The following is a 14,129-nucleotide window of genomic DNA, read 5'->3' as shown; positions in this document are numbered from 1 at the left end:
TACGATGGAAGAAGTACAAAAAGATGCTGTTGTTACCGTTTCGCTCGAACAAGGGTTTGAGCGACTATCACGAATAGCATCACTACTTTGCGGTGTACCCTTTGCTACAATTACTCTTTTAGACAAAAACAATAAACCTATTCCTCCCACTCAGCTTTTTGATGACGAAGGTACTCAGGCATATTTAGCTTTTTGTGATGAAGTAATTCAAACTAAAGCTGTTGTCCTCATCGAAGACGCCCGCAAGGATGTGCGATTTGCCCAAAATTATTTGGTAATTGCCAAACAAAACCCCATTTGCTTTTATGCGGGCTATCCGTTGATTTGTCCCGAAGGAACGGTCATCGGTGTACTTTCTGTTTTAGGAAATACGCCCAAACAATTGGATAATTATCAGAAATCTGCTCTGAAAAGCCTAACAGAAGAAGTAGTATCAAGATTGACGAGTAATATTTCTTTTGAAAATTATGATTCGCTCATTCATTATACCCCCGATTTGATAGGCGTTTTGAATTTTGAAGGCAAGTATATCAAAATAAATCCTTCGTTTACTAAAGTTTTGGGCTGGAGTGAAGAGGAACTGTTGGGGAAACAATTCATCACTTTTTCACATCTGACAGACTTAGAGAAAAGCCAAGAAGTAATTCATCGAGTAAGTTCATTTATTACAAATATTCATTTTTCAAATCAATATAAAACCAAGTCGGGTACTTATAAAAGCATTGATTGGTTTGTTTTCTCCAATATTTCAGCCAATACCATTAGTGTAATTGGGCGAGATGTAACACAGATAAAACAAACAGAAATTGATATTTTAAGTTTAAAGGAAATTCTTGATACCAGCAATAACCTTAGCAAAGTAGGTGCTTGGGAGTTTGATTTAGTGGCAAAAACCTTGAACTGGACAAATGCCACTCGTGAAATTTATGAAGTATCCGCTTATTTCAAGCCTTCGCTGAGCAAAGGAATTTCTTTTTTTAGTATCGGAAAAAGTAAAACCATTATCAGTCAGGCACTAAAAAAAGCGATAAAATACGGCGAGCCTTTTGATATAGAAGTACAAATTATCACTGAAAAGCAAACAACTAAGTGGATTAGAGCCACAGGGAAAAGTACTTTTGTAGAGAATAAATGTGTGAAAATATCGGGTACTTTTGAAGAAATTGAAGCAAGTAAAATGCCCAGAAAAAATCTTTCTAAAAGCTATGAAAGATTCAGAAAGATTTTTGATAATGCCGCACATGGAATGTTTTTGGCCAACCTCAATTCGGGGGCTTTTATTGAAGTAAATGAATCGTTTGCCAAAATTACGGGCTTTAGCATTCAAGAGTTATTGAAAATAAACATCCGTGATTTAATTTTTTCGGGCGATTTACCTTACAGCGATGAACAGTTTTCAAAACTCCTTTCTGGCGATTTATCTGTCATTACACTTCAAAAACGCTATAATAACAAGCAAGGCAACCAAGTATGGATTGAGCTGGTGGCAACGCTTGTACGAGATGAACAAGGTAAACCTCAGAACATCATCGGACAAGTACAGGACATCACTGCCAAAAAAACTTGGGAAAGGAAATTACTGCTAAGCGAAGAAAAACACAGAGGCTTTTTTGAAAACTCACAGGGAATTATGTGTACACATGACCTTGAAGGGAGATTTCAAACGATAAATCCTGCTGGAGCAGAATTTTTGGGTTATAGTACCTCAGAATTTTTGCAACTAAGTTTGTTCGACATTACGCCCCAAAATACACACGATAAAACACGTGCTTATCTCGAAAAAATTATCACCAAAGGTGCGTACAAAGGTTTAGTGAAAGTTGAACACAAAAACGGTACATATAAAACTTGGTTGTACAGTGGCGTTTTATCTGAGTTTTTGGATGGTAAAAAGTACGTAATCGGCAATGCTGTGGACGTTACCGAGAGAATCAAAATGGAGCGAGAGTTAATCAATGCCAAAGTACTGGCAGAAAGGAACGCTCATGCCAAAGATGTTTTCTTGACGAATATGAGTCACGAAATCAGAACTCCGATGAATGCCATTACGGGTTTTGCAAACTTACTCAGAGAAACCAAACTTAGTCCAGAACAAGAAGAGTTTGTGACAAACATTAATACTGCTGCCGAAAATTTACTAAGTATTATTAATGATATTCTTGACCTTTCTAAAATTGAATCAGGACATTTGGTGATTGAAGAAGTACCTTTTAATGTTCGTGAACTCATCAGAAATGTAAAATCAGTTTTAGCTTTTAAGGCATTAGAAAAGAATTTAGACCTGAATTTTCAGATAGACCAAGCCATTCCCGAAACCTTAATGGGCGACCCTACAAGATTAAACCAAATTTTGTTGAACATTACCAACAATGCCATTAAGTTTACGGAAGAAGGCTCTGTACAAATTATCGTTGAAACCCTCAACGAAAGTCCTTTCGATTATACCATTCTTTTCAAAGTAATTGATACAGGTGTGGGTATTCCGGAAGATAAATTGAAGCTAATTTTCGAGCGTTTCACTCAGGCAAATGCCGATACTACTCGTAAATACGGCGGTACAGGTTTGGGTTTAAGTATTTCAAAATTATTGATTGAACTCCAGAAAGGGAAAATTTGGGTAGAAAGTAAATTGGGCGAAGGTTCTGTCTTTTTCTTTCATTTGACCTTCAAAAAGCAGGTTCAAAAATTGATTAACAAACCCGTTGAAACGCATCTTTTACCAATCAATCCTTCAAAAGAAGTACGTATTTTGTTGGTAGAAGACAATCCGCTCAACCAAAAATTAGCGATGCGAGTACTTCAAAATTTTGGCTTCATTCCCGAATTAGCCGAAAACGGCAAAATAGCTTTTGACAAAGTACAAGTAAATGACTACGATGTTATTTTGATGGATTTGCAAATGCCTGTAATGGATGGCTACCAAGCAACAGCGATGATTCGCCAGCGGCTCAAGAAGAAAACGCCCATCATTGCCCTAACAGCACACTCGCTAATCGGTGAAAGAGAAAAGTGTATTAATGCAGGCATGAATGATTATATAACCAAACCTTTTGCTCCTAAAAACTTATTTAATAAAATCGCAAGTTTTATAAACTCAGTTGAGGAAACCGTAAAGGAGTAGATTATATTGAAAAAAATGTCGATTTTTATGCCCTAAAATCTGTACCTAAAAAGGTACAGAACGAGCCAATAAGTACTTTGTCGCTAAGTGACTAAATTTCCTTCTGATAGTCTAAAATGTATAATGTAAAACTCGGATTAGGCATCTTACAAATTTTGTTTTTTTAACAAGAAAAATTCATAAGACAAAGCAGTAAGTTAAAAGCAAGGCACTTGTACAAATACTTATTGATTTATTGGAATAATCGAAGAAAATTAAATTAGATAAATACTTTATCATAAAAAATGGCAGATTTATGCTTGAATTGAATAAATTGTTGTCACTGAATATGGAAATGTTTAATATTTTTGGGTAAAAGAATCATATTTTAATATCAAAAAAATAGTTATAAACACATTGGCTATAATTATTTTACTAAATATCCTGCAATTATGTCGATGCACACTTTACCTATACCAGATAATGAGGAATTAAGGTTAAAAGCATTAGAAGAATATAATATCCTCGATACTTTACCAGAAGAGGAATTCGATAGGCTTACAAAGTTGGCTTCAATGATTTGTGGCGTACCTATATCATTGATTTCACTTATAGATAGAGATAGACAATGGTTTAAATCGAATATTGGACTTGATTCAAACCAAACATCAAGAGATATTTCGTTTTGTCAATATACCATCATCGGCGAGTCGATACTTGAAGTAGAAGATGCCTTACAAGACCATCGTTTCAAAGATAATCCCTTAGTAAAAGACATTCCCCAAATACGATTTTATGCTGGTTTTCCACTAATCGACCCCGATGGTTATGCCTTGGGTTCGTTGTGTGTGATTAATGACAAAGCTCAAAAATTAAATGAAAATCAGTTAGTCGCTCTTACGATTTTAGGAAAAGAAGTAGTTGCTCAGATTGTATCAAGAAAAGAAAGAATTACGCTCAAGAATTATGAAAAGTTATTCTTAGAATCAATTGATATGATTTGTATTACTCGTTTTGATGGCGTTTTCAAGAAAATCAATCCAGCTTTTTGTCAGACTTTGGGTTGGGAAGAATCGGAATTATTAGGAAAATCCTTTTTCGAGTTTTCGCATCCAGACGATATTGCTGAAACACAAAATGCTATCAAGCAATTACAAGATTTAACACTCAAATCTTTACGTTTCAATCTCCGTTTCAAAACAAACGTAGGTGATTATAGATTTCTTGAATGGATTGTAACGCCCGATACTGCTACCAACAGCCTTTATGCAATAGCAAGAGATATTACGGATTATCAAAGAATTAAATCTGAAAACCAGAAACTTTCAGAAATCCAGAATATCATTCTCGACGGAACAAACTATTCAATCATTTCTACAACGCCCGAAGGCATTATCAAGACTTTCAACCGTGGAGCAGAGTTGATGCTTGGCTACCATGCCGACGAAGTAGTGGACAAAGTAACCCCTGCGATTATTCATGATGCAGAAGAAGTTATCAACAGAGCCAAAGTACTTTCGGAAGAATTAAATACAGCAGTAGCTCCCACATTTGAAACCTTTATTATAAAGGCAAAAACAGGTGTTGCAGATACAAACGAGTGGACTTATATCCGCAAAGATAAAACACGCATTACCGTTGAACTTACCGTAACAGCCCTTAAAAATAACCATGATGAAATAACAGGTTTTATGGGAATTGCCAAAGACATTACGGAAAAGAAAGTAAGGGAAAACCTGATTTTAATGAGTGAAAACCTTCACAGAGGGTTTTTTGAAAATACCCAAGGCTTGATGTGTACACATGATATAAACGGAAAGTTCTTGACAATCAATCCTGCTGGGGCAGAATTAGTTGGTTATACCAAAGAAGAAATGTTGGAAAAAACACTCTTCGATATTGTGCCTGCTTCTTCAAATGCTGGAGTGAACAAGTACCTTCAAGAAATCAGACAAACAGGCAAAAGCGAAGGTTTGATGAGAGTTATCCACAAAAACGGCTCATTAAGAACTTGGATGTACAATAACGTTCTTTCTGAATTAATAGAAGGACAACAATACATTATCGGTAATGCGGTGGATATTACAGAAAGAATATTAATGGAAAAAGAGTTAATCAAAGCAAAAGAAATTGCCGAGAAAAACGCTTATGCCAAAGATACCTTTTTGGCAAATATGAGTCACGAAATCCGTACTCCTATGAATGCCATCATTGGTTTCTCCAATCTCTTGAAAGATACCAAACTCGAAGACGAACAGCTTGATTACGTATCGAATATCAATATTGCTTCGCAGAACTTGTTGGGCATTATTAATGATATTCTTGATATTTCTAAAATAGAATCTGGGCATATTGCTCTTGAAAGTATTTCTTTTAATCTAAAGGATTTACTCAATAATGCCAAGGCAGTTTTGGGGCATAAGGCTTCTGAAAAAGGATTACTTTTGAACATTATTATCGACCAAAATATTCCTACTTTTGTAGTCGGAGACCCTACACGTCTCAACCAAATTTTGCTGAATTTAACCAATAATGCTATCAAATTCACTGAAAAGGGCAGCGTAAGAGTATTAGTTGAGCTTGTAAGTAGTACCGAAAATGAAAACACAATTCAGTTTAGTGTAATGGATACAGGCATTGGTATTGCCGAGGATAAATTAGAAGCAATCTTCAATAGATTTACTCAAGCTGATAGCAATACTACTCGCAAATACGGAGGAACTGGCTTGGGACTTAGTATTTCTAAGTCTTTGGTAGAATTACAAAATGGGAAAATTTGGGTAGAAAGTACGCTCGATAAAGGCTCAACTTTCACATTTGTAATTCCTTATGGAATTGATACAAATAATAACAACATTAACCACAACACACAAAAACCTAAATTGTTGAAAAGCGAGGATAAAATAAAAATACTTTTGGTAGAGGATAATCCTCTGAACCAAAAATTGGCCATTAGAGTATTAAGTAAATTTGGTTTTGAACCAGATTTAGCTGAAAATGGCAAAATTGCCACAGAAATGGTACAGGAAAATGAGTATGAAGTTATTTTGATGGACTTACAAATGCCTGTATTGGATGGTTATCAAACAACGGAGTTTATCAGAAATAAACTAAATATCAAAACGCCAATTATTGCAATGACTGCTCACTCATTGATTGGCGAAAGAGATAAGTGTATTTCTGTGGGTATGGATGACTATATTCCTAAGCCTTTTGTGCCGCAAGAATTGTTTGAAAAAATTACTCATTTTGCTAAAATCAATAAGCAAAATACAGGTAATGAGCCTGATGAAGATTTAGAAGGAGTAGTAGATTTATCCTATCTAAGACAACTCTCAGATGATAATAAGGATTTTGAACAGGAAATCATTCATCTGTATTTAGAGCAAATTCCAGTTGAATTCGATATTATCAAAAAAGCAATTGCTGTTGAAAATTATTCAGTAATTAAAGCTACTGCTCATAAACTCAAATCGTCATTTACTTCAATGGGCGTGAACGACAAAGGTTTACTTTCATCTTTGGAGCAAAAAGCAGGGCAACAATTAAGCATTGAGATAATTAAAGCAGAGTTTGCAGATTTGGAGAAGATTAGAATTAAATCTGAAAAAGTACTAAAAAGACAATTAGAAGCATAAATGAAAGACAAGGAGTCTCTCATTTATGCCAATGAGAGACTCTTTTAATGCAACAGTTCACGAGCAATCACAATTTTCTGAATCTCGGAAGTACCTTCATAAATCTGCGTAATTTTAGCATCACGCATCATTCTTTCTACGTGAAATTCTTTCACAAAACCGTAGCCTCCGTGAATTTGTACTGCTTCAATGGTCGTATCCATCGCTACTTGCGAGCAAAATAATTTTGCCATCGCCGCCGACTGTACATAACTTCTGTGTTGGTCTTTGTCGAAAGCCGCTTTGAAACAAAGTAAGCGAGCAGCCTCAATATTAGTTGCCATTTCTGCTAATTTGAATTGTATCGCTTGATGTTCGGCAATGGCTTTGCCAAAAGATTTACGTTCTTTTGCGTACTTCACCGACAATTCATAAGCACCTGAAGCAATGCCCAAAGCCTGTGCAGCAATGCCAATTCTACCACCATTTAAAGTGGACATGGCAAATTTAAAACCAAAACCATCCGCTCCTATTCTGTTTGCTTTAGGTACTTTCACATCGGTAAACATCAACGAATGTGTATCTGAGCCACGAATACCCAATTTTCTTTCCTTCTTTCCGATTTGAAAACCCTCCATTCCACGCTCTACAATCAAGCAATTAATACCTCGATGTCCTAATTCTGGATGCGTTTGTGCCATTACCAAATACACGCTGGCTCTTCCGCCATTGGTAATCCAGTTTTTTGTGCCATTCAATAAGTAATAATCGCCCATGTCTTCGGCAGTGGTATGCTGAGAAGTAGCATCCGAACCCGCTTCTGGCTCAGACAAAGCAAAAGCTCCGATGATTTCGCCTTTTGCTAAAGGCACAAGGTATTTTTGTTTTTGCTCCTCCGTTCCGAAGGCTTCTAAACCATAACAAACCAAAGAATTATTCACCGAAACCATTACCGAAGCAGAAGCATCAACTTTGGATAGTTCCTCCATCGCCAGCACATAAGAAACAGTATCCATGCCTCCGCCTCCATATTCTGGCGAAACCATCATGCCCAGAAAACCCATTTCACCCATCTTGCGAACTAACTCTTCTGGAAAAAATTCTTTATCATCACGTTCTATTACTCCGGGTAATAATTCAATTTGAGCAAAATCACGAGCAGCTTGTTGAACGGCTAAATGTTCTTCACTTAACTGAAAATTTAAGCCTTGAAATATTTGATTACTCATAGTAGATACGGTTTTTAGTTTTTTGAGATTAATGCTCAAATATATAAAAATAGTATGCTTGCATAACAATTTTATAAAATTATTTTCTATTGAACACAAAAAAGGAGGCTCTTGCGAAGCCTCCTTGTAAGGTTTTGTTTAGTTCTTTAGAAAAATTATAAAAGTTTCGGATTTGTGATTTGTGATGTCGGATTTAAGATTTTTTAAAAAGGTCTTTATATCCGAAATCAGAAATCCCAAATCAGAAATTACTTTTAATCTTACAGTCCTAATTCATAACTCATATTTATCTCAAAGCTTCCTTCCAATCGTCTATCAAATCTTCTATATTTTCTAAACCTACCGATACTCTAAGTAAATTGTCAGGTGTTGGACTGTTTGGCCCTTCTACTGATTTTCTGTGTTCGATTAAACTTTCAACACCGCCTAAACTGGTTGCTGTTGTAAAGAGTTTAAGTTTTCCCGTTACTGCCATCGCATTTTTGGCATCGCCTTTTACTTGTACTGAAAGCATCGCTCCGAAACCGCCCAGCATTTGTTTTTTAGCAATTTCATATTGCGGATGTGTTGTTAAACCTGGATAATGTACTGCTTCAATTTGTGAATGAGTACTTAAGAAATCAGCTAATTTTCCAGCATTTTCTGTTTGTGCTTTTACTCTTAAAGCTAAAGTTTTGATACCTCTTGCCACCAACCACGATTCAAAAGGCGAAGGAACTCCCCCCGTTAATTTCTGAATCGTTCTTAATTTATTCGATAATTCACCTTCTTCTTTGATGATTAACGCACCACTTAATACGTCGCTGTGTCCGCCAAAATACTTGGTGGTCGAGTGCATCACAATATCAGCCCCTAAGTCTAAAGGTCTTTGTAAAATGGGCGTTGCCCAAGTATTATCAACGGCTACTAAAGCCCCGATTCCTTTTGCGATTTCACTAATGGCTTGAATATCGGCAATTTTCAATTGTGGATTTGAAGGCGTTTCTATCCAAAATAATTTAGTATTGGGCTGGATGGCAGATTTTACGGCTTCCAAATCTGTCATATCCACAGTTGTCATAGACAAACCCCATTGTCCGAATACTTCTGTGATTAATACATTCGTAGCAAAGTAAGCATCGTCGGGCGTAATGATATGGTCGCCTGATTTTAAACTTTGAAATAAAGCTGTTGTCGCTGCCATTCCCGAAGCAAAAGCTAATCCAACAGCTCCGTTTTCGAGTAAAGCGATACTTTTTTCAAGTAATTGGCGGTTTGGGTTATCAGCTCTTGAATAAATATAACCGTGTGGATATGAGCCATCGGTTTCTCGCTCAAAAGTAGTAGATAAATAAATGGGTGAAATAACAGCACCTGCATTGGCATCGTGCATTTGTGTTGACTGTATCGCAAGGGTTTCAATTTTCATAAAATTGTCATGAAGTGTTTTATAATCTTTTTCAAAATAACAAAAATCCGTTCATTATATCACAGTACAAAAGCTAATTTCAAGTCTTTTATCTTTAGCTATTTGATATAAGTATCAAAGAATCATTCAACTAAAAAACTAAAAACAACAGGTTCATTTTGCCCATTTGAACCCGTAAAAGCTTTAAAAGATTTCCATTGGGCAATGGAAAATCAAACTATGGAAAACAATTCAAGACGGGATTTTCTCAAGAAAAGCTCATTAGCAATGGCGGGTTTCTACATTGTACCTCGCCATGTTTTAGGAGGAAAGGGCTTCATTGCTCCTTCCGATAAACTCAACATTGCAGCCATCGGTTGTGGAGGAAAAGGTTGGTCGGATATTATGGGAGCTTATGACAGCGGACGTAATAACATTGCAGCACTTTGTGATATAGACGACCGCCAAATGAAGCAATCGGTCGAGAAATTCCCAGCGGCTAAAAAGTATAAGGATTTCCGCATTATGTTGGAAAAAGAAAAAGATAATATTGATGCCGTGACCGTTTCTACGCCCGACCACACTCACTATGTTTCGGCAATGGCAGCTATGAGTTTGGGGAAACACGTGTATGTACAAAAACCTTTGGCTCATAATATTTACGAAGTACGTAAAATGACCGAAGCCGCTGTTCAGCAAAAAGTAGTAACGCAAATGGGAAACCAAGGTTCTTCGGGCGATGGTGTACGAAGAATGATGGAATGGTATAAAGCAGGTTTGATTGGTGAAGTATCAAAAGTACATGTTTGGACAAACCGCCCTGTTTGGCCGCAAGGTATTGCTAAACCAACAGGCAAAGTAGAAGTACCCAAAGAAGTAGATTGGGATTTATGGCTTGGGCCTGCACCGTGGGAAGATTACCAACCAGATTATCATCCTTTCAACTGGAGAGGTTGGGTAAATTACGGAACAGGTTCTTTGGGCGATATGGCTTGCCACATGATGGACCCACCGTACAGAGTATTAGGTTTGGGGTATCCTTCAGAAGTAGAATGTAGTATTGCTAATACAGCTTGGACGGGGCCTTTCAAAGAAGGGTATTTCCCAGAAAGTTATCCAGCCGCTTCAATGATTCATTTGAAATTCCCAAGAAAAGGAAAGTCTGATGTAAAAATGACTTGGTATGATGGCGGATTGATGCCTGAGCGTCCAGAAGAAATTCCTGCTGATGTAAAATTAGGCGACTGGAGTGGCGGTGTATTATTAATGGGAACAAAAGGTGTAATGATGTGCGGTGTGTATGGTTCAAATCCAACACTTTGGGGAAGTGAAAGCCTAAAAGCAAAAGGTGAAAAACTACCCATTACAATTGAAAGAGTTGTAGGTGCAGACGGAGCAGGACATTATCAGCAATGGTTACAAGCTTGTAGAGATGGCTACGGAAAGCATAAGCCTTTGAGTTCATCATTTGATTACTCAGGCCCAATGTCTGAGGCAGTTTTGATGGGAAATTTAGCGATTAGAAGTTACTTCTTCCGTACTCCTAAAAAAGACAAGCAATGGTTACAAGAATATGACTACAATGGAAGAAAGAAACTGCTTTGGGATGGTAAAGAAATGAAAATTACCAATTTCGACGAAGCAAATCAGTTTGTGAAGCGAGAGTATCGTCAGGGTTGGAATTTGTAGAGCTTTTAACCATTGAAAAGTAAAATTTCCGTAAGAATCAGAGATTGATACTTACGGAAATTTTGTTTCCTTTCGTGGAATAAAAAAACCTTTTATGCAATTCAAATTTCTGATACAAATTTGAATATGATTTTTAGTTTGAATGCCCGCACCCTCGAATGCAGGTCCTCCTTCAGTGAAAATACCTCTTACGGTATCAAAATGTTTTAATTCACTAAAGCCTTTTAAAGCTATATCTTCAGCAATTTGTTCACTGATTTTTTGGTGTAAATACTCTATAACCGCACAGTCTAATTCCCTCAAAATCAAATCATGGTACTTATCTTTAGGTAAATCTTTGTTTTTAGGTAGGGTTTTACCAGCAAAAAGTAAGTCATCTTTCATCAATTCATAGTACGATGAAAGAATAGGAATAAACTCTGAATCTGTAAAATCTAAGCAATAATCAAGTTGATAAACAACTCCAACAACCGATGGAGTTTGTATTATGCCTCTTGCTTGTTTATCTAAAGCCCATTGAAAAGCACGTTGATAATTATTTTCCCAGATATAAAAACCATTTCCAAGCCAATCAAAAGCTTCTTGACTCTTTTTTACAATATCAGGGTTATTAACTAATTCGTTTCTTACAAATTCATCACATCCATGAAAACCAAGCATTAAATTGGGTCTTCTGTTATACATTATTAGGCAGAAATATTAACAACTTTTTTTAGATTACTGTAATGGCCCGTAAAGTTTTCATTTTTTGTTAGGATTTTGGCAGACTGCAAAGAGGCTACAACTTTAGCTCTTTCTTTTCTCTCAGATTTGATTTTTTTAGCCAGCGAAGCTAAAAGTTTAATTTGATTTGCTTCCATGAGAATTTTGTTTAAATCATCAGAACAAATGTAATTCATTAAATACTAATTCCTAATTAGTTGGCTTTTACAAATTTAGCTTTACACCTTTTTTTTACAAAAAATACAAAATACTTTAATTAGTTTACCGATAAAGTATATTAAAATATCTCTATTTGTAATTATAAGTTCTGGAGAGTATTAAGAATTTTTTATGAATCAAGTTTATCTATAAAACCTAATCTTCAAGATTGTTTCTAATAAATTGGAGAATTCAAAAGAGTAATGAAAAGTGAATTTTTACTCTTTTATCTGTACTTTGAATAGATAACTTTCGAAACCTTTAACCATAAGCTTTTTCGGCTTTCTATGCTTACAATATTTTACAAATAAACAGAGTTATAAAGTGGCTTTTTTTCAACTTTTTCTTAAGCCAAACAAAAGCCGTTTGAAAAATTTATTAAATTATAAAAGAAATAATATGAAAAATATAAGAAAAATCATTGTTTATTAAAAAAAAATGATTAAAAGGTTTGTACAAATAAACATCGTAGATTACTTTAGCCCCCATGATAAAGGCAATATCAAAATATCTCCTCTCTATATGTATTCTTTTGCTGGGCGTTACCAATCATCTGCACGCTCAAAAGCAAAAGGATAGTGCCTTTTATTCGCCTATCAAGCCTCGTAAAGATACGAGACACGCCAGTTTAAATACACAACATCGTAACTTAACATCTGTTGCTACTTCTACTTCATTTGACAATCGTGTAAACATAGTTTACGGTTACAGCGAAGAACATGAAGAGGATGAAAAAGAATGTATAGCTTCACACAAAAAAAATATTGCAAAAGCTTACTTTCACTCTGCTTATTTTTACAACTGGTACACAAAACTTTTCTTATTTAATACTTCTCAAGTCTTACATTTCGGTAAGCATTTTTCACAGTATCCTCTTAATAAATTATTTGTCGTATTCCGTGTTTTCAGAATATGATATAATACTCTTTGTGGCAATTTGATTTTGCCACCTCTTCTTGTTATTCAAATTTCATTATTAATTATCAAAAATTAATAGGCTGATACTTAGCACTATATGCTTTGTTATGCTCTATGCTATCTAAAAAACTCCTGTAAAATTTATTTTTAAAGAAAATGATTATGAAAAGACATCTCATCATCATGAGCTTGGGTGCTTTGTTGTGCCATACAAGCTGTGAATCCAAAAAAGATGAAGAAAAAAAAGAAGACACCAAGTTGTTGGTGACGAGTCCAATCCGAAAAGATACTACTGTGACGAATGAGTATGTGTGTCAGATTCATGCCATCCAGCACATCGAACTCAGAGCATTGGAAAGAGGCTATTTAAAGCAAATTTTTGTGGACGAAGGTAAGTTTGTAAAAAAAGGACAGCTTTTATTTCAAATTCTACCTGTGCAATATCAAGCAGAAGTACAAAAAGCCGAAGCTGAAGCCAATTTTGTGGAGGTAGAATACAAAAACACCAAATTGTTGGCAGACAGTAATATCGTGTCTCGTAATGAGTTAGCCTTGGCGAAAGCAAAATTAGACAAAGCCAGAGCTGAATTAGCTGTTGCGAAAGTACACTTAGGTTTTACCGAAATCAGAGCTCCTTTTGATGGAATCATCGACCATTTTCAGGTAAGACTGGGTAGTCTTTTAGAAGAAGGCGATTTACTTACTACGCTTTCTGACAACAGTAAAATGTGGGTGTATTACAACGTTCAAGAAGCGGAATACCTTAACTATAAGGCAACTACGCAAGGAAACAAATTGATGAAAGTAAACTTGTCGATGGCGAATCATCAGTTATTTGAGTATCCGGGCATTGTTGAAACGATTGAAGCCGACTTCAATAATGAAACAGGTAATATCGCTTTCAGAGCAACTTTCCCTAATCCAAAAGGACTTTTACGTCATGGCGAAACTGGTAATATTGAAATGGTTGTACCATTCAAGAATGCCATTATTATTCCTCAGAAAGCCACCTTTGAAGTATTGGAAAAGAAGTACGTATATGTAGTGGGGAAAGACAATATCGCAAGGTCTCGGGAGATTACCGTCAGTGCTGAGATGCCCGATTTGTATGTCATCAAAGACGGTTTAACAGAAAACGACAAGATACTTCTTGAAGGAATCCGTAAAGTAAAAGATAATACGAAAATTACTTACGACTATCAAGACCCTAAGCAGGTGTTGAATAATTTAAGAGTGTACGCTGAGTAGTAATAACGATTCAAAAAACT

Annotated in this window: 9 protein-coding genes; 5 read left to right on the top strand and 4 right to left on the bottom strand. The window is 35.8% G+C overall.

Annotated elements, in window-relative coordinates:
- Positions 1-4 precede the first annotated feature (4 nt).
- Positions 5-3,121 (top strand): PAS domain S-box protein, encoded by a 3,117-nt coding sequence (locus VB248_RS13545; protein ID WP_323297324.1) that lies wholly within the window; start codon positions 5-7, stop codon positions 3,119-3,121.
- Positions 3,122-3,552: 431 nt separating this feature from the next.
- Positions 3,553-6,738: a PAS domain S-box protein gene (locus VB248_RS13540; RefSeq protein ID WP_323297323.1), complete on the top strand. Its 3,186-nt coding sequence runs from the start codon at positions 3,553-3,555 to the stop codon at positions 6,736-6,738.
- Positions 6,739-6,782: 44 nt separating this feature from the next.
- Here the strand turns inward: VB248_RS13540 and VB248_RS13535 are convergent, their stop codons facing one another.
- Both VB248_RS13535 and VB248_RS13530 read right to left on the bottom strand, forming a co-directional pair.
- On the bottom strand, positions 6,783-7,946 hold the full coding sequence (locus VB248_RS13535; RefSeq protein ID WP_323297322.1) for an acyl-CoA dehydrogenase: 1,164 nt from the start codon (positions 7,944-7,946) through the stop codon (positions 6,783-6,785).
- A gap of 286 nt (positions 7,947-8,232) precedes the next feature.
- Entirely contained in the window at positions 8,233-9,354 is a 1,122-nt protein-coding gene (locus VB248_RS13530) for a trans-sulfuration enzyme family protein (protein WP_323297321.1), read from the bottom strand.
- Positions 9,355-9,573: 219 nt separating this feature from the next.
- Here VB248_RS13530 and VB248_RS13525 point away from each other — a divergent pair, with 219 nt between their 5' ends.
- A complete protein-coding gene (locus VB248_RS13525; RefSeq protein WP_323297320.1) occupies positions 9,574-11,022 on the top strand; it encodes a Gfo/Idh/MocA family protein in 1,449 nt (482 codons plus the stop codon).
- A gap of 51 nt (positions 11,023-11,073) precedes the next feature.
- Here the strand turns inward: VB248_RS13525 and VB248_RS13520 are convergent, their stop codons facing one another.
- Together VB248_RS13520 and VB248_RS13515 are read right to left on the bottom strand one after the other, a co-directional pair.
- Positions 11,074-11,706: a hypothetical protein gene (locus tag VB248_RS13520; protein WP_323297319.1), complete on the bottom strand. Its 633-nt coding sequence runs from the start codon at positions 11,704-11,706 to the stop codon at positions 11,074-11,076.
- A gap of 2 nt (positions 11,707-11,708) precedes the next feature.
- Positions 11,709-11,882: a hypothetical protein gene (locus VB248_RS13515; RefSeq protein WP_323297318.1), complete on the bottom strand. Its 174-nt coding sequence runs from the start codon at positions 11,880-11,882 to the stop codon at positions 11,709-11,711.
- A 548-nt stretch (positions 11,883-12,430) separates the two neighbouring features.
- Between VB248_RS13515 and VB248_RS13510 the strand changes: the two genes are divergently transcribed.
- A complete protein-coding gene (locus tag VB248_RS13510; protein ID WP_323297317.1) occupies positions 12,431-12,859 on the top strand; it encodes a hypothetical protein in 429 nt (142 codons plus the stop codon).
- Between the two features lie 164 nt (positions 12,860-13,023).
- Positions 13,024-14,109: an efflux RND transporter periplasmic adaptor subunit gene (locus tag VB248_RS13505; RefSeq protein ID WP_323297316.1), complete on the top strand. Its 1,086-nt coding sequence runs from the start codon at positions 13,024-13,026 to the stop codon at positions 14,107-14,109.
- The last annotated feature ends 20 nt before the right edge of the window (positions 14,110-14,129 follow it).

The sequence above is a fragment of the Arcicella rigui genome (assembly GCF_034929435.1).
GTDB classification, from domain to species: Bacteria; Bacteroidota; Bacteroidia; order Cytophagales; family Spirosomataceae; genus Arcicella; species Arcicella rigui.
This window is presented reverse-complemented; position numbering and strand designations above follow the sequence as displayed.